Source organism: Psychroflexus aurantiacus (assembly GCF_010820555.1).
GTDB classification, from domain to species: domain Bacteria; phylum Bacteroidota; class Bacteroidia; order Flavobacteriales; family Flavobacteriaceae; genus Psychroflexus; species Psychroflexus aurantiacus.
In genome coordinates, this window is sequence record NZ_JAAIKD010000004.1 from 287161 (window position 1) to 303591 (window position 16431).

General features: G+C 37.3%; 16 protein-coding genes. 8 read left to right on the forward strand and 8 right to left on the reverse strand.

Going from position 1 to position 16431, the window contains the following annotated elements; genetic code table 11:
• Positions 1 to 89: 89 nt before the first annotated feature.
• A complete protein-coding gene (locus G3567_RS08780; protein WP_164004956.1) occupies positions 90 to 389 on the reverse strand; it encodes a GNAT family N-acetyltransferase in 300 nt (99 codons plus the stop codon).
• Positions 390 to 548: 159 nt separating this feature from the next.
• Here G3567_RS08780 and G3567_RS08785 point away from each other — a divergent pair, with 159 nt between their 5' ends.
• The 4 genes from G3567_RS08785 (at position 549) to G3567_RS08800 (ending at position 4084) form a co-directional block, all read left to right on the forward strand.
• The gene (locus G3567_RS08785; protein WP_205521210.1) at positions 549 to 1199 is read left to right on the forward strand and encodes an alpha/beta hydrolase family protein; all 651 of its coding nucleotides are present in this window, start codon (positions 549 to 551) and stop codon (positions 1197 to 1199) included.
• 21 nt (positions 1200 to 1220) lie between these two features.
• Complete coding sequence (locus G3567_RS08790) at positions 1221 to 2153, forward strand: lytic transglycosylase domain-containing protein (RefSeq protein ID WP_164004957.1); 933 nt, start codon at positions 1221 to 1223, stop codon at positions 2151 to 2153.
• A gap of 594 nt (positions 2154 to 2747) precedes the next feature.
• Positions 2748 to 3350, forward strand: coding sequence for a sensor histidine kinase family protein (locus tag G3567_RS08795; protein ID WP_164004958.1), 603 nt, complete (start codon positions 2748 to 2750; stop codon positions 3348 to 3350).
• Positions 3347 to 4084 carry a response regulator transcription factor gene (locus G3567_RS08800; RefSeq protein WP_164004959.1) on the forward strand — a complete coding sequence of 246 codons (738 nt, stop codon included), beginning with the start codon at positions 3347 to 3349 and terminating at the stop codon, positions 4082 to 4084. The genes G3567_RS08795 and G3567_RS08800 overlap by 4 nt, the downstream gene beginning before the upstream one ends.
• 6 nt (positions 4085 to 4090) lie before the next feature.
• On the opposite strand, the gene G3567_RS08805 is transcribed toward G3567_RS08800, so the two are convergent.
• A complete protein-coding gene (locus tag G3567_RS08805; RefSeq protein WP_164004960.1) occupies positions 4091 to 4606 on the reverse strand; it encodes a DUF2892 domain-containing protein in 516 nt (171 codons plus the stop codon).
• 135 nt (positions 4607 to 4741) lie between these two features.
• On the opposite strand from G3567_RS08805, the gene rpmH reads away from it, so the two are divergent.
• The 3 genes from rpmH to G3567_RS08820 all read left to right on the forward strand — a co-directional run bounded on the left by rpmH (position 4742) and on the right by G3567_RS08820 (position 8356).
• Positions 4742 to 4903: a 50S ribosomal protein L34 gene (gene rpmH, locus G3567_RS08810; protein WP_003438882.1), complete on the forward strand. Its 162-nt coding sequence runs from the start codon at positions 4742 to 4744 to the stop codon at positions 4901 to 4903.
• Positions 4904 to 4992: 89 nt separating this feature from the next.
• Positions 4993 to 7845, forward strand: a complete 2853-nt coding sequence (carB, locus tag G3567_RS08815) for a carbamoyl-phosphate synthase large subunit (RefSeq protein WP_164004961.1) — start codon at positions 4993 to 4995, stop codon at positions 7843 to 7845.
• Between the two features lies 1 nt (position 7846).
• On the forward strand, positions 7847 to 8356 hold the full coding sequence (locus tag G3567_RS08820) for a gamma carbonic anhydrase family protein (protein WP_164004962.1): 510 nt from the start codon (positions 7847 to 7849) through the stop codon (positions 8354 to 8356).
• A 73-nt stretch (positions 8357 to 8429) separates the two neighbouring features.
• Here G3567_RS08820 and clpB read toward each other — a convergent pair whose 3' ends face one another.
• Complete coding sequence (gene clpB, locus G3567_RS08825) at positions 8430 to 11015, reverse strand: ATP-dependent chaperone ClpB (RefSeq protein WP_164004963.1); 2586 nt, start codon at positions 11013 to 11015, stop codon at positions 8430 to 8432.
• A gap of 270 nt (positions 11016 to 11285) precedes the next feature.
• On the opposite strand from clpB, the gene G3567_RS08830 reads away from it, so the two are divergent.
• On the forward strand, positions 11286 to 12470 hold the full coding sequence (locus G3567_RS08830) for a hypothetical protein (RefSeq protein WP_164004964.1): 1185 nt from the start codon (positions 11286 to 11288) through the stop codon (positions 12468 to 12470).
• Here G3567_RS08830 and G3567_RS08835 read toward each other — a convergent pair.
• The 5 genes from G3567_RS08835 to tsaE form a co-directional block, all read right to left on the reverse strand.
• On the reverse strand, positions 12467 to 13891 hold the full coding sequence (locus G3567_RS08835; protein ID WP_164004965.1) for an MltF family protein: 1425 nt from the start codon (positions 13889 to 13891) through the stop codon (positions 12467 to 12469). The genes G3567_RS08830 and G3567_RS08835 overlap by 4 nt on opposite strands.
• Before the next feature lie 126 nt (positions 13892 to 14017).
• Entirely contained in the window at positions 14018 to 14314 is a 297-nt protein-coding gene (locus G3567_RS08840; RefSeq protein WP_164004966.1) for a hypothetical protein, read from the reverse strand.
• Positions 14315 to 14372: 58 nt separating this feature from the next.
• On the reverse strand, positions 14373 to 14747 hold the full coding sequence (locus tag G3567_RS08845; RefSeq protein ID WP_164004967.1) for a DUF4258 domain-containing protein: 375 nt from the start codon (positions 14745 to 14747) through the stop codon (positions 14373 to 14375).
• Positions 14748 to 14756: 9 nt separating this feature from the next.
• Positions 14757 to 15962: an alanine dehydrogenase gene (locus G3567_RS08850; protein WP_164004968.1), complete on the reverse strand. Its 1206-nt coding sequence runs from the start codon at positions 15960 to 15962 to the stop codon at positions 14757 to 14759.
• A 57-nt stretch (positions 15963 to 16019) separates the two neighbouring features.
• A complete protein-coding gene (tsaE, locus tag G3567_RS08855; RefSeq protein ID WP_164004969.1) occupies positions 16020 to 16430 on the reverse strand; it encodes a tRNA (adenosine(37)-N6)-threonylcarbamoyltransferase complex ATPase subunit type 1 TsaE in 411 nt (136 codons plus the stop codon).
• Between the last annotated feature and the right edge of the window lies 1 nt (position 16431).

The following is a 16431-nucleotide window of genomic DNA, read 5'->3' on the forward strand; positions in this document are numbered from 1 at the left end:
TCTAAATGATATTTTGAGGTTTAATACCATTTGCTTATCAATTGTTGAAAGCTATGTTTTAAAATGAAATTTAGGGTTTAGAGGAGGACTTAAATACTGATTCCTGCCGGAAGCAAATCTTTGTATTTGAGCCTGTTTTTTCTAAAAAATTTAGCGATTTCAGGGGAAGTAGGCATTACTTTGAAGCGCGTATCCTTAAAACTGTCCAATATTTTAGTTATGAACTGGTTTTGAGTTTCGGAATCTATAAACTGCTCTGGAATAGTAAGTTTGGTAAGAAAAATCTTTCTGTCGTGTTCAGAAAATTCAACGGCCAGAAGCTCTCCGTCAATTTTGGTTTCGTATTGTCTTTGAAACTCGTTTTTGGTTACCTCAAAGTTTTTTTCCATGTGTCAAAGATTTGTAAATTTTGGTCTTGATATTAATTTACAAAACGCACTGATTTGTGAATTAATTTATAAGGCTGTAAAGGTAAACAATAAATTTATAACCTATTTTTGCATTTGAGTTAAATGAAAACTAAAGCATAAGTGATCAAGGTATACATGATGCCAGGTATGGCAGCGAATCCAACTGTGTTCGAAAGGATAGAATTGCCGAAAGAAGAATTCAAGATAATCTGGTTATCCTGGATAATTCCTGAGAAAGAAGAGTCGCTTTCCGCTTATGCTGAACGGATGGCTGAGCAAATTACAAAGGACGAATCTGTTGTTCTTATCGGCGTGTCTTTTGGAGGGGTTTTGGTACAGGAAATGAGCAAATATCTGGATGTTAAAAGGCTCATCATTATTTCCAGTGTTAAAACCAAACATGAACTGCCGAAACGCATGAAATTTGCCAGAGCGACCGGGATTTATAAAGTGTTACCTACAGGTTTACTAAATTATATTACGCATATAGAAAAACTGCCTTTGGGTGACCTGATCAGAAAGCGTTTAAAACTTTACCAGCAGTACTTATCCGTAAATGATAAAGATTATCTGAACTGGGCCATTCAGGAAATGGTCTGCTGGAATCAGGATCAGGCTATTGAGGATATTATACATATCCATGGCGATGAGGATTTAGTATTTCCTATTAAAAATATTGAAAATAGCATTGTTATTCCAAAGGGAACACATATTATGATACTTGTAAAATACAAATGGTTTAATAAACATTTGCCAGAACTCATACAGAAAGGAAAAATTGCTTCTTAAAAATACTTTATAAAACGCACTATGAAACTTGATACTTTATTAAAAAAAACAATTTTCGCTTTTGGGATTGTCACGCTTACCTTAGGAACTTATTTTACAGTCTCCAGCTTTATGGCTACCGAAAGTAATCAAAACAGTATAGGACCAGAAAAGAATTTCAAAAACGACTATAATGTTTACGCCATAGACCTTCCTGAAAAAATCGATTTTGCCGGAGAACTCACTCCTCTTGAAATCCCTGATATCAAAGAGCGACTGGATAAAGAATTACTGGTGAATACGTACTGGCAATCCAATGCTTTACTTTTGATCAAACGGGCTCATAAATATTTTCCAATCATAGAGCCAATCCTGAAAGAATGCGGAATTCCAGAGGATTTCAAATATTTAGCAGTGGCTGAAAGTGGTTTGGAGCATGTGGTTTCTTATGCTGGCGCTACTGGATTTTGGCAAATCATGGAGGCAACAGCCAAAGAATATGGTCTGGAAGTGAATGACAATGTAGATGAGCGTTATAACATTGAAAAATCTACACGAGTAGCCTGTGAATACCTCAAAAAATCCAAAGAGCGATTTGGAAGCTGGACACTTGCAGCTGCAGCCTATAATGCGGGTAATTATGGTATTTCTAAAGAACTGGAACGTCAGGAGGTTGAAAATTATTACGATCTATTGCTCAACCCGGAAACTTCCAGATATGTGTTTAGAATCATCGCTTTAAAACACATTTTATCAAATGCTAAGGAGTTTGGGTTTAATTATGAGGAAAAGAATCTTTATGAAATTCAACCCATTAAAACCGTTGAAGTAGATACAGCGGTAACCGACTTCGTGAGGTTTGCAGAAAAATTTGATATGAATTATAAGACGCTTAAAATTCATAACCCATGGCTTAGAGATAAACACCTGGATAACTATTCAAAAAAAGTTTATTTTATTAAGGTTTTAAAATAATTTTCAAGGCTTTGCTTAGGCCTGAACTCTGGTTTCTGGCGGATCTTCAGCGGTTTCCCGGGTGAAGTAGATGGGAGTTGTGATGGCTTTGCTTTTGGGATGGAGAATACTTATTGGCAAATAAGCAAGTATCCACTTGGTCCTGATCTAAAAAATGAGATTATCGTCTTACTTAGCCATTAAGTAGGTTCAAATAGCCAGCCCTTAAAAACAGTAGCGCAAATCGGATGTTATTTCGGTTGATTTCAGCATCTTATCTTCAGTTTTTCAAACTAGCAAACTACTTTAAACTCAAGGACACCATTAAAGCCTAGCTTAAACATCGATAGCCCTTCAAATACGGTTTTCTTTAATCGAGTTTTTAAGAATAGGATTATAAAATAGTGCGTTTTTAATAAGATAACTCTTTTTAATAAAAGCCTAAAATAAATTTAAAATAAAGGAGAGAACTTTTTAAAATTCAATTAAAAAGCAATTCATTTATAAATATTGCTATTTGCTTAATCATCCTTTCCGTATATTTAGCAATAATTATAAAGCTATTGTGATTTATTTATTATATTTGTTTTAACCAATTATTTAGAAATTCATTTTATGTCCATTGAAACTCACAGAGATCATGAAAAACTGAGGGAGGTACTAGATAAAACTCTTCATAGATTTAAAAACAACTTGCAAACTCAGCTCAGTCTGATGAATATACAGACTGCTACAAACCGGTCTTATTTTGATGACAAGCATGTGCTGGTGGATAGAATGTTTGCACTCACTCATGTTTATGATTTATACTACGTGAGTAATAAAGAAGAAGACCTTCCGGTAGACTCTAGAGTATCCTTACAGTCTTTTCTTTACCAGTTTTTTCAGTATTTAAAAAATTCGTCTCCTAAAATTGAGTTTGATTTAAGTGATATTTCTGACATTACTATTGAAGTCGATGACTTATTAATCTTAAGCTATGTTATCATTGAAATCAACGACTTTAAAAAAAGCCTTGATGATGATCTTTCCTTTGAAGTTATCCATAAAAATAAAAAAGTAAACATTAGGTTTTCTTTTTCAAGTTTGGATAGTCATCAAAAATTTGAGGAACTTTTTGAAGGTCAATTGAAGATCCTTGATCTTATGGTAATGCAGCTAAAAGGCAAAATGGATTATATGTCAAATTATCTAAAACTTACATTTCCCATCCTATGAAACCAAAAATACTTGTCGTAGAAGACGATAAACTTGTGTCTTTTGAAATCAATACCATACTCGATAGAAATGGTTATGATGTTAACATTTGTGACAGTTACGCCTGCTGCATCAAAAATCTGGATACCTTTAAGCCGGAACTCATCCTGCTGGATATAGATTTAAGTAAAAAATACGAAGGCATACAGATAGGATCTTATCTCAATTCCAAGTCTCATATTCCGTTTATTTACATTACGGGCTATACTGATAACGAAACTTTAAAACGCATACAAACCACAAAGCCTGTCGGTTATTTTTCAAAACCTTTTAGAGAGATAGATATCATCAACAATATTGAGCTGGCCTTATATAATAAAAAATCAGAATCGGATGACAACAATAACCATGAAGATATAGAGGAAAGCAAATACTCTAAACCCGTTAGCAGAGCCTTAGAATATATTGACACCAACCTCAATCAGGAAATTAAAACCGAAGAGCTTATCAGGGTTTCTGGCTGGAGTAAGTTTCATTTTATAAGAGAGTTTGCCAAGGAAGTAGGCGTAACACCTTACCAGTATATTTTTGATGAAAAGATGAAGCTGGCATCCTCTAAATTAAAAAACACATATCAGCCTGTCAAGGAAATTGCTTTTGATTTGGGGTATACCTCAAATTCCAGTTTCACCAATGCTTTCGTGAAGCATTCAGGCCTCTCTCCATCTCATTATCGAAAAAAATACAGCAGGTAATAGCCTTTAGAAACGTTTCATTTGCTGTTTCATCATTTGGATTTGCTCATTAAGCATCCCGTGTTTGTCCAATGCTTTTGCTTCTTTGAGAAGGAGTTGAGCCTCGCGTTTTCTTCTCTTGGTCATAGCGATTCCGGCCAAATTTAATTTTGCCATAGCCAGGTCCTGCTTCATCGATAAACCTAACTTTATCGCCCTTTTGAAGTATTTTTCTGCCTTGGTCATATTGGTTTGAGACAGTAAAAGACCATGAATATAATTGAAATAACCCTGTTGTTTTTGGGTTAGTGCAGTTTCCGGATCTTTTATTTTATCAAGCCATTTTTTTGCGCCTTCAAAGTCCTGTTTTCTCAATCGAAGAAATGCTAAAAGAATCATTTCATTTTTGAAATAAAGAAAAATGAAAATACCAGAGAGTAGAATAAGCGCTATACCGTTTCCGATGTTGCTTTCTACGAATTGATAAATTCCCAAAGCTATGATAAGCCCTGCGATAATGAGTTTGAAGTTTTTGTTGAACATGCGAATTATTTTAGATGCAAATCTAGCAAAAACAATTGGAAAAAACTTTGCAACAAGGCTTGTAAAACTAAAAATGAATCGTATATTTGCACGCAGTTTTCAAAAAATAGATAATACATTTAAAGTCATAAAAAAATGAAAAGAACTTTTCAACCTTCTAATAAAAAGAGAAAGAATAAACACGGATTTAGAGAGAGAATGTCCTCTGTAAATGGTCGTAAAGTTCTTAAAAGAAGAAGAGCTAAAGGACGAAAGAAATTAAGTGTTTCTTCTGAAATGAGTTTAAGAAAAAGATAAAAAATGATTGATTAATTTCAAAATATAAAGGTGTTGCATTTCGCAACACCTTTTTTTATACCCAACAGATTCATTTTAAAATTTCTATTATGCCAAGAAATAATTCCATCAAATCAATTCTTATCATCGGCTCGGGTCCAATTGTTATTGGACAGGCCTGTGAATTTGATTACGCCGGTTCCCAATCTTTAAGATCGCTTCGGGAAGAAGGCATCAAAACCATTCTCATTAACAGCAATCCTGCTACAATCATGACCGATCCGTCTATGGCAGATCATGTGTATTTAAAGCCATTGACAACGAAGTCGATCATTGAAATTCTTAAAAATCATCCAGAGATTGATGCGGTCCTGCCAACGATGGGAGGTCAGACCGCCTTAAACCTGTGCATCGAAGCAGATGATAAAGGGATCTGGGAGGATTTTGGAGTGAAAATAATCGGTGTGGATATTGATGCCATCAATATTACTGAAGACCGGGAGAAATTCAGAAAATTGATGCAGGATATTGGTGTTGGAGTAGCACCTTCCAAAACAGTCACTTCCTTTCTTCAGGGAAAAGAAGTTGCTCAGGTGTTCGGATTTCCGTTGGTGATTAGAGCGTCTTTTACCTTGGGCGGAAGTGGAGCCTCTATTGTGTATTCAGAAGATCAGTTTGAAGAATTGCTTACCAGAGGTTTAGAAGCCTCTCCCATTCACGAAGTCATCATAGATAAGGCTCTGCTTGGCTGGAAAGAATTCGAGCTGGAACTGTTAAGAGATCGCAATGACAACGTCACTATCATTTGTAGCATAGAAAATATGGATCCCATGGGAATTCATACAGGAGACTCCATAACGGTAGCTCCGGCCATGACCCTAAGCGATAGAACCTATCAAAAAATGCGGGATATGGCTATAAAAATGATGAGAAACATAGGAGACTTTGCCGGGGGATGTAATGTTCAGTTTGCTGTAAGTCCAGATGAAAAAGAAGATATCATCGCCATCGAGATAAATCCAAGGGTCTCAAGATCTTCAGCTCTGGCATCGAAGGCTACAGGTTATCCCATTGCTAAAATAGCGTCTAAACTGGCAATTGGTTACCACCTGGATGAACTTCAAAACCAAATCACCCAAACCACATCTGCATTTTTTGAACCCACCCTGGATTATGTTATCGTAAAAATTCCAAGATGGAACTTCGATAAGTTTGAAGGATCGGATAGGACCTTAGGACTTCAAATGAAATCTGTTGGGGAAGTGATGGGTATCGGCCGTTCTTTCCAGGAGGCCTTACACAAAGCAACTCAATCTTTAGAAATTAAAAGAAATGGGCTAGGGGCAGACGGAAAAAGCTATACCGATTATAATCAGATTTTAAGCAAACTCGAATTTGCGAGTTGGGACAGGGTATTTGTGATTTACGATGCTATTCAAATGGGAATACCCCTGAGTAGGATACATGAAATCACCAAAATTGACATGTGGTTCCTCAAGCAGTACGAAGAGCTTTTCAACCTGGAAAAAGAAATTTCAAAATATTCTATTGACAACATCAGCAAAGATTTGATGCTAGAAGCTAAGCAAAAAGGCTTTGCCGATCGTCAAATCGCCCACATGTTGAAATGCCTGGAAAGTGAAGTGTATGCTAAACGTGAAGAATTAAATGTAAATAGAATCTACAAACTGGTAGATACCTGCGCCGCAGAATTTGAGGCGCATACCCCTTACTACTATTCCACCTTTGAAGCGGACGTGGTCAACAAAGACGGGGACAGAATAAACACCAATGAAAGTATTGTCACCGATAAGAAAAAGGTAATTGTGCTGGGCTCCGGACCAAACAGAATTGGACAGGGCATAGAATTTGACTACTGTTGTGTGCATGGCGTCATGGCTGCTGCAGAATGCGGTTATGAAACCATCATGATCAACTGTAATCCCGAAACGGTATCAACTGACTTTGATACGGCAGATAAACTTTACTTTGAACCTGTGTTTTGGGAACATATTTACGATATCATCAAACACGAGAAGCCGGAAGGTGTCATCGTTCAGCTAGGAGGTCAGACCGCTTTAAAACTTGCTGAAAAGCTAAGCAGATACGGCATCAAGATTATGGGAACAAGCTTCGAGTCTCTTGATCTTGCAGAAGACAGGGGAAGCTTTTCAAAATTATTGCAGCAAAATGATATTCCTTATCCGGAATTTGGAGTTGCAGAGACCGCAGATGAAGCCCTCGCACTGGCAAAAGAGCTGGACTTTCCTATTCTGGTGAGACCTTCTTATGTTCTTGGCGGACAAGGGATGAAAATCGTTATCAATGAAAAAGAGCTTGAAAATCATGTCATTGATCTTTTGAGAAAAATTCCTAATAACAAGTTGCTCCTGGACCATTATTTAGATGGAGCCATAGAAGCAGAAGCAGATGCCATCTGTGACGGTGAAGACGTGTACATCGTAGGTATTATGGAGCATATTGAGCCTTGTGGAGTCCATTCAGGAGATTCCAATGCTCTGTTACCGCCTTTCAATTTGGGAGACCTGGTTCTTGAACAAATTAAAGACCATACCAAAAAAATTGCTTTAGCGCTAAATACCGTTGGTTTACTCAACGTTCAATTTGCTATAAAAGATGATCATGTTTATATCATAGAAGCCAACCCCAGGGCTTCCAGAACAGTTCCGTTTATCGCTAAGGCCTATAAGGAACCTTACGTGAACTATGCCACCAAAATTATGTTGGGTCATAATAAACTAAGCGACTTTACTTTCAATCCACAATTGGAGGGTTATGCCATAAAACAACCTGTGTTCTCTTTTGACAAGTTCCACAATGTCAACAAACAGTTAGGACCTGAAATGAAGAGTACGGGAGAAAGCATCCTCTTCATCGATAGCTTAAAAGATGATACCTTCTACGAATTATACGGAAGACGCAAAATGTATTTAAGCAAATAATATGGCATTGATTCAATCTATTAAAGGCATAGCGCCAAGTATACATTCCTCCTGTTTTTTGGCTGATAACTCAACGATTGTAGGTCAGGTCAAGCTAGGGGAAAACTGCAGTGTCTGGTATAATGCTGTCATACGAGGGGATGTGAATTCCATTGAAATCGGTAACGATACCAATATTCAGGATGCAGCAGTTGTGCATTGCACCTACCAGAAAGCTGCCACCAAAATTGGAAACCGGGTTTCTATTGGTCATAAAGCCATAATTCATGGCTGTACGATACATGATGATGTTCTGATAGGCATGGGTGCCATCGTGATGGATGATGCAATCATTGAAAGCGGCAGTATCGTGGCTGCAGGAGCAATTGTGACCTCCGGTACTCGGGTTGAAGCCAATTCCGTTTTCGCTGGCATTCCAGCCAAAAAACTGAAAGCTGTGTCCCAGGAAAATTTTGAAATGATAAAACGAACCGCCAAAAATTATACGCTTTATAAGACCTGGCCGGATTAATTTATATGACATAAAATCAAAAAATCCCGTATCAGTCTTATGATACGGGATTTTTTAGGTCTTGGAACTATTTTTATTGATTCCTAAAAACTAGTTTTCCATCAAATTGATCCAAAAGAATGATGCTGTCTGTTGTAATCTTTTCAGCTAAAATTTCTTTTGAAAGCATGTTCAAAACTTCTTTTTGAATAGTTCTCTTCACGGGTCTTGCCCCATATTGCGGATCAAAACCAATCCTGGCTAAATAATCTATAGCTTCTTGGGTAGCATCTATGGTGATACCTTGTTTCAGGAGCATCCGTTTTAGATTATTGAGTTGAAGTCCCACAATTTCTTTAATGTTATCTTTTGACAGTGGTGTAAACATCACAACATCATCAATTCTATTTAGGAATTCTGGTCTTACACTTTGTTTTAATAAGCCCAGCACTTCAACCTTAGCACTTTCCATGGCAGTATCAATATCCTGAGAAGCATCAAACTTCTCTTGAATAATATGACTGCCAATATTGGAGGTCATCACGATGATTGAATTTTTAAAGTCAGCTAATCTCCCTTTGTTATCAGTCAATCGGCCTTCATCCAGCACCTGCAATAAAATATTGAACGTATCCGGATGTGCTTTTTCAATTTCATCGAGTAAGATCACAGAGTAAGGCTTTCGTCTTACTGCTTCAGTCAGTTGACCGCCTTCTTCATAACCTACATATCCCGGAGGTGCTCCAACAAGACGACTTACGGAATGCCTTTCCTGATATTCACTCATATCGATACGGGTCATCGAACTTTCATCATCAAACATATATTCGGCTAGGGCTTTGGCTAATTCTGTTTTACCAACTCCTGTCGTACCCAAAAACAAAAAGGAACCTATGGGTCTGTTTTGATCCTGTAGTCCGGCTCGGCTTCTCCTTACGGCATCAGAAACGGCTTGTATTGCCTCCTCCTGACCAACCACCCTGTTGTGTAATTCACTTTCCAGCTTAAGAAGTTTTTCACGATCGGATTGTAACATCTTGGTAACGGGGATCCCGGTCCATTTAGCTACAACTTCTGCTATGTCTTCATAATTAACTTCTTCCTTGATTAAGGTGTTTTCAGATTTCTGGTCTTCAACTTCATTTTGAAGTTTTTCCAGCTTTTCCTGAGCTCCTTTGATCTTTCCATAGCGAATTTCAGCTACTTTACCATAATCACCATCACGTTCTGCGCGTTCGGCTTCGAGTTTGTAATCTTCGATATCGGTTTTTATCTGCTGAATATTATCCACGATATCTTTTTCATTTTTCCAGCGGGCATGCAGCGTGTTGCGTTCTTCTTTGAGGTCAGCCAAATCTGCTCTTAAGGATTTTAATTTGGTATCGTCTTTCTCCCGTTTAATCGCCTCGATTTCAATTTCAAGTTGCATGACTTTGCGGTCCAGAACATCAAGCTCTTCCGGTTTAGAATTGATTTCCATTCTCAATTTTGAAGCTGCTTCATCCATCAAATCGATCGCTTTATCTGGCAAAAACCGGTTGGTGATGTAACGCTGAGAAAGTTCCACAGCACCAATGATAGCTTCATCTTTGATTCTGACTTTATGGTGGGTTTCATATTTTTCTTTGATGCCTCTTAGAATTGAGATAGCACTCTCGGTATCCGGCTCATTTACAGTTACTTTTTGAAAACGTCTTTCTAAAGCTTTGTCTTTCTCAAAATATTTCTGAAATTCATCCAAAGTTGTTGCTCCAATAGCTCTTAATTCGCCTCTGGCCAGGGCAGGTTTTAAGATATTAGCGGCGTCCATGGCTCCTTGACCACCACCAGCACCTACGAGGGTGTGAATTTCATCAATGAATAAAACAATATCGCCGTCGCTAGTGGTGACTTCTTTGATCACTGCTTTTAAGCGTTCTTCAAATTCACCTTTGTATTTTGCACCGGCGATGAGAGCTCCCATATCCAGGCTGTAAATCTTTTTAGATTTTAGATTTTCCGGAACATCACCGCTGATTATTCTATGAGCAAGGCCTTCGGCTATTGCAGTTTTACCAGTACCTGGCTCCCCAACAAGCATCGGGTTATTTTTTGTCCTCCTCGAGAGAATTTGAAGTATTCTTCGTATTTCTTCATCTCTTCCAATCACAGGGTCCAATTTCCCTTCTTCTGCCATTCTATTGAGATTATTGGCGTATTTGTCTAACGAATTATAGTTTTCTTCTGCACTTTGAGAGGTTACACGATCGCCCTTTCTCAATTCCTGTATAGCAGCTTCAAGAGCTTTCTCTGTAACCCCCTGGTCTTTCAAAACCTGCGCTACTTTACTATTACTTTTGAAAATTGCCAAAATGAGATGTTCTATGGAGACATACTCATCATTCATTTTTTTAGCAACGATACTCGCTTCATTTACAGTCTTTCCGGCTTCTCTGGACAGCATGATATCACCACCGGAGACTTTAGGAAAGCTTTCTAAATTTTTATCCAGTATTTGTAAAAAGAGTTGCGTATTAACGTTTAATTTTTTCAGGATGAACGGAGTAACATTTTCATCAACTTCAGAAATAGCTTTGAATAAATGCTCATTTTCGATTTGTTGATGCCCCAATTCCTGAGCTATAAGCTGTGCCTTCTGCACTGCTTCCTGTGTTTTTATAGTAAAATTTTTAAAATCCATTTTTTCTATTTTTAAATAGTATTTTCAAAGGCTATACCCAAACGTATTATTGCCATATTGTCAGTTAAAAACCGATTTTAACTAGCATTTTGTCAGCTATAAGAAGCTTATAATCATTAATCTTTAAAAATTATGGGGTTTTATGAAACAAATTTAACTAGGAAATTCATATAGTTTTTATGACTTAAAAGTCGTTTTTTATCGGCACGCAATGTTTTAAAACCTTACCTTTAAACTGATTTGATAAGTTCAATTTTACAATCAAAAATTATGAAACATATAGTACTGCTTCTTAGTATATTAGGTGTGATGTCCTGTCATTCTGTAAAGAAAACACAACGCGCGATGAATTCTGGAAATTATACAGAGGCCATCAATGGATCTATCGAACAGCTTCAAAAAAATAAATCCAGTAAAAAAAGCGCTTTCTACGCAGAGGTACTCAAAAAATCCTTTCAAGCGTACAGGGAGCAAACCTTAAAAACTATCGATTTTTTAGAAAGAGAAACCTTGAAAGATAATTCTAAAGCAGTTTATGAATCTTATGTCAGGCTTCAAAACATACAAAACCGAATTAAGCCGTTGCTGCCACTTGAAAATGAAAACGGGGAAGTTATAGCCTTCAATTTTTACGATTTTACAGATAATATCCTCGCAGGTAAAGAAAACTATGCAAACTATTTATACTTAAAAGCCAGCAACCTGCTAAATTCAAATGATAAAATTAACAGCCGACTGGCGTATAATGATCTCATTGAATTAAATAAACTTGCACCAGGATACAAAGACACGTCTTCATTGCTAAAAGAAGCTTATCTGAAAGGTATCGATTTAATTTATGTTGCTCTCTTCAACGATACAGAGCAAGTGATTCCTAAGGAAGTAGAGGAGAGGCTTCTTAATTTCACAACTTTCAATTTGGATGATTTTTGGACTGAGTTCCACATAGATCGCAGGGAAGCTGTTTCTTATGACTATGCTGTGGAGATCTATTTTACATCCATTCAATTTTCACCAGAACGCCTTTTGGAAAGACAGATTCCACTGGAACGGGAGATTGTAGAGGGATGGAGATACAAGAAAGACAGAAGCGGTAATTATATTCTGGACGATAAAGGAAACAAAATAAAAGAAGATGTACGTGTAAAAGCAAATGGTATACTATACGAAACCTTGCAGTCTAAAGAAGTAAAGGTGATTGCAGAGGTTGAATATTTTGACTTGAATGCAGATCAAAAGATAAACGCTTATCCACTCGAAAGCACCTATGTTTTCGAAAACAGATTTGCAGATTTTGAAGGAGATTCAAGAATCTTGAACAGGGATGAAGCTTTCCTGCTTAGAGGCAGGCCTGTGAAATACCCGTCTGATCAAACTATGCTGATAGATGCTTCAGATGAAATAAAAGATAAATTAAAATCTATACTCAAACGACAACAACAACAGGCTAACTAGTCTTCAATAAACTGTCGGTAATGGTCATATCGTTTGAAGATATCTCTCACATAGTTGAAAGGTTCTTCTCCCCTTACGTAACCATATTTGACAAAAGCCTTGTTATAATGTTCGGGGAAACTCAGGTCGAGCAAAGCGAGTTCAACATTATTGTCCCATACCTGAGGATCCAAACCTTGATTTTCGGCTAGTTTTTGGGCATCTTTCACATGATAGAGTCCACTGTTATAAGAGCCGAGAGCAAATTTAATGCGCTGAATACTATCCTCTATATTTTGATGGCTTTTCATCAATTGATCCAAATACCTGGCACCAGCGTTAAGGCTTTGTTCAGGATTATGAGGATCTGTAACCCCAAGCTCTCTGGCTGTTGCAGGCATGATTTGCATAAGTCCGCTTGCGCCGGCCCAGGAGTTGCTTTCAGGTTTAAATTGAGATTCCTGATAAGCGACAGAAGCCAAAAGTCTCCAGTCCCAGTTGATAAGCTCTGCATTCATTTTGATGAGATTATCATAAGGACTTATTTTATTTTCATTGATGCTGTAAAATTCGCTTTTTACCCGCTTCTTATACAGTCTTTTATTTTTAAAATATTTGTTGTAAATCACATGATAATCAGTGGTTTTTTTAGCATTTTCCAACCATTGATTTACAGTAGCGAGCAATTGAGTATCTCTTTTTCTGACAGCCCATCCTATACGCTGAGATAAGCTTAACGAGGTCCCAATATCCAGTATGGGATAATAAGAAGAATTGATAAAAGCAATGTTTTCATCTGCAATCGTATATTTTATATCTCCAACTGCGACTTTCTTAATGATTTTATCTGTGGATAGAGTGCCCTTAAGGGTATCTATAAATATGTCGCCGCCAAGTTCGTTGGCTAAGTTTACTACCCGTGAGGCATAAGATGAATTCTTTTTAACTGAAATTGTATCTCCAATCAGCTCTACAGGATTGGTTACCAGGTAATTCTTAATCTCATGTAATTTCATTTGTCTCCAGTTCTCAGGTTTTCTTTGTATTAAAACCTGATGGGACAAATACAGTGGTGTTGTGAAATTAATGCGTTTTTTTCTAGATTCAGTAATGGTATACCCATAAGCTAAAAGATCTCCTTCACCTTTCTGTAAGAGTTCAATGAGTTTATTCTCATCTTTAGCAACTATAATTTCAAGTTCTACATCAAGGTCTTCGGCCAGTCTTTCCAGTAATTCATACTCGAAACCCATGGGTCTGCCTTTGTAGAGGAAATAGGTTGTTCCAGAGTAGATAGTTAAGGCTTTTAAAACGCCGCTTTCTTTTATTTTATCTAAATCTCTTGAAAACTTTCCTACGTTTTTGTCGACATCCTTGTTTGTATTCGGTTCGGATTGACAGCTAAAAATAATAATCGATAATAAGAGTAAAATCTTTTTCATAAGGATGCATAATAATTTTCAATATAGCAATTACTTTGGTTCATCGAAAGAAACTCTTAATCTTTTAATAACAAAAAAGCCAGACATAGCTGGCTTTTAAAGTATAATGAATTGATTTTAAATCAGTTATTCTTCATCGCTTTCCTCCTCATCACTTTGAGGTAAATCCACATAATTCAAGTCCATCTCCTCCTCCTCATAATCTTCAACGTCAAATTTCGTCATGGTATCTTCCAGTCTTGTACTGATTTTGACAAGATATATGGTATCTTCAGTTTTAACTTCAACTGCTTCTACGGTTTCATTTTTTGAATTTTTAAATACCACTACATCACGATCGTCGTATCCGTCAGGATATTTCTGAACAAGCATGGAAAGGATTTCGGGTGTGAGTTTTTTGTAATCTATGATGATACGTTTCATTATAAATGGCGTTAGTTTATAGCAAACATAAAATAAAAGTGCACATAAAAAAACAAAATCATTTTAAATTAAAAGCTCTTTTTAAAACAGCAGTTGAATCGCAGTTTTCAAAAATCAAACCCAGCTGTTGCTGATTAACTTCACCTTCAACCTGATAAATTTTGCATGGCTTAGCTTCGATATTGCTTTTTTTGAAATCGATATCGCCAGTTTCTAGAATATAGGAAATAGTGGAGGTATCTATTTGATTCTCTTTAAAAAAGCTCAAGGCCTCATCGGAAACAAGGCGATCTTTAGTCCTGATATTCTTTAAAACTCTGGCATCGAGTCCCCAGTCACAGGAGGTTTTCTTACCGCCCAGAAAAAACATGAGCATAATAATACCTACGACAAATCCAGACAAATAATAGCCGAGTCTTTGGATAAATTTCATAAAACAATTTTAAAAGATAAGTAAATTCGGGTCTCTGTGGTTGAGATCAAACCATTCTGCAACGGGTTTGCTGGTCAAAATCCCATGGTAAAAATAAAGCCCGTTTCTTAATCCGGCATCAATCCTCAAGGCAGGTTCCAGTCCTCCTTCTTCTCCTATGTTAAGCAGGTAGGGCGTGAAAATATTACTGATGGATAAAGAGGCCGTTCTGGAATATCTGGAAGGTATATTGGGTACGCAATAATGAATCACATCGTGTTTAACCAGGGTTGGGCTATCGTGAGTAGTCATGACAGAAGTTTCAATACATCCTCCCATATCTATGCTCACATCAATGATGACCGCTCCTTTTTTCATTTTTTTCACCATGTCTTCAGTCACAATCACAGGAGCTCTGTTTTTACCTTTAGCGGCACCAATTACCACATCTGCTCTCTTCAAAGCCTTTAAAAGAATTTTTGGCTGCAGTGTAGAGGTAAATAAAGGACGGCCGATATTGCTTTGCAGACAACGCAGTCTCGTCAATGAACTATCAAATACTTTTACCCCGGCACCGAGGCCTAAGGCACTTCGGGTTGCAAATTCACCTACAGTTCCGGCACCAAGGATGACGACCTCCACTGGAGGAACACCACTTATATTTCCGAACATAAGTCCATTGCCTCCAGACATATTGGATAAAAGTTCAGCTGAAATCAAAATCGAAGAGGTACCCGCAATTTCACTTAATGCTCTTACCGCAGGATAGTTCCCAAATTCATCTTTTATAAATTCAAAAGCAAGGGCTGTTATTCTTTTTTTAGCAAGGGTTTCAAAATATGATTTTTTACGCGTTTTCAGCTGTAAGGCTGAAATTAAAATGGTTTGAGGCTTTATCATCGTTAGCTCCTCTTCAGAAGGGGGAGCGACTTTTAAAATGATAGGACAGGCAAATACCTTATTGGTATCTTTGGTCACTTCCCCGCCAGCTTCGCTATAATCTCTGTCGTTAAAATTGGCCTGAAGCCCGGCGCCACTTTCTATTAAAACGCGATGACCATTTTGAGTCAAGGCATTAACCGCATCTGGAGTAAGACAAACCCGCTTTTCCTGATAAGAGTTTTCTTTGGGAAGCCCTATAAAGAGCTGTCCTTTCGACCGTTGAATCTCAAGCATTTCTTCCTGAGGAAGTAATTCTGAAGTTGAAAAAGGTGATTTAGAAGAATGTGGATTCATGAATGTAATTAGTTAAGCTAAAATAATTAAAATAAATTGGAAAGTCTTCCTATTTATTTAAAACTCAGTCAGGGTTAAGGTACGAGATTGGTTTTCATCCACCTCCAGCTCTACCAAACTGTAATGTTCCGGCCAGAGGTTTGAAATTTTTTCAGGCCACTCTATAAACACATAATGCTCGTCATCCAGATAGTCTTCAAAGCCCATGTCATAGGCTTCCGATTCCTCTTCAATCCTGTAAAAATCAAAATGATATATGGCTGCTTGTTCACCTTCATATTCGTTTACCAGGGAAAACGTAGGGCTTGACACCTTATCATCACTGCCCAGTGTTTTAACGAGCTTCTTGATAAGGGTGGTTTTACCCGCGCCCATCTGGCCAGAAAACAAGATGGTTTTTGACCTTGCCTTTTCTAAAATTTTGGAGGCAATACGCTCAAGATCTTCTAATGTGTAGCTTAACTTCATG

Excerpts from the sequence above, each read along its gene's own strand:
- rpmH (WP_003438882.1), top strand. The coding sequence starts at position 4,742 with ATGAAAAGAACTTTTCAACCTTCTAATAAAAAGAGAAAGAATAAACAC.
- tsaE (WP_164004969.1), bottom strand. The coding sequence starts at position 16,430 with ATGAAGTTAAGCTACACATTAGAAGATCTTGAGCGTATTGCCTCCAAA.
- G3567_RS08845 (WP_164004967.1), bottom strand. The coding sequence starts at position 14,747 with ATGAAATTTATCCAAAGACTCGGCTATTATTTGTCTGGATTTGTCGTA.
- carB (WP_164004961.1), top strand. The coding sequence starts at position 4,993 with ATGCCAAGAAATAATTCCATCAAATCAATTCTTATCATCGGCTCGGGT.
- G3567_RS08780 (WP_164004956.1), bottom strand. The coding sequence starts at position 389 with ATGGAAAAAAACTTTGAGGTAACCAAAAACGAGTTTCAAAGACAATAC.
- G3567_RS08840 (WP_164004966.1), bottom strand. The coding sequence starts at position 14,314 with ATGAAACGTATCATCATAGATTACAAAAAACTCACACCCGAAATCCTT.
- G3567_RS08820 (WP_164004962.1), top strand. The coding sequence starts at position 7,847 with ATGGCATTGATTCAATCTATTAAAGGCATAGCGCCAAGTATACATTCC.
- G3567_RS08785 (WP_205521210.1), top strand. The coding sequence starts at position 549 with ATGCCAGGTATGGCAGCGAATCCAACTGTGTTCGAAAGGATAGAATTG.
- G3567_RS08790 (WP_164004957.1), top strand. The coding sequence starts at position 1,221 with ATGAAACTTGATACTTTATTAAAAAAAACAATTTTCGCTTTTGGGATT.
- G3567_RS08850 (WP_164004968.1), bottom strand. The coding sequence starts at position 15,962 with ATGAATCCACATTCTTCTAAATCACCTTTTTCAACTTCAGAATTACTT.
- clpB (WP_164004963.1), bottom strand. The coding sequence starts at position 11,015 with ATGGATTTTAAAAATTTTACTATAAAAACACAGGAAGCAGTGCAGAAG.
- G3567_RS08805 (WP_164004960.1), bottom strand. The coding sequence starts at position 4,606 with ATGTTCAACAAAAACTTCAAACTCATTATCGCAGGGCTTATCATAGCT.
- G3567_RS08800 (WP_164004959.1), top strand. The coding sequence starts at position 3,347 with ATGAAACCAAAAATACTTGTCGTAGAAGACGATAAACTTGTGTCTTTT.
- G3567_RS08830 (WP_164004964.1), top strand. The coding sequence starts at position 11,286 with ATGAAACATATAGTACTGCTTCTTAGTATATTAGGTGTGATGTCCTGT.
- G3567_RS08835 (WP_164004965.1), bottom strand. The coding sequence starts at position 13,891 with ATGAAAAAGATTTTACTCTTATTATCGATTATTATTTTTAGCTGTCAA.
- G3567_RS08795 (WP_164004958.1), top strand. The coding sequence starts at position 2,748 with ATGTCCATTGAAACTCACAGAGATCATGAAAAACTGAGGGAGGTACTA.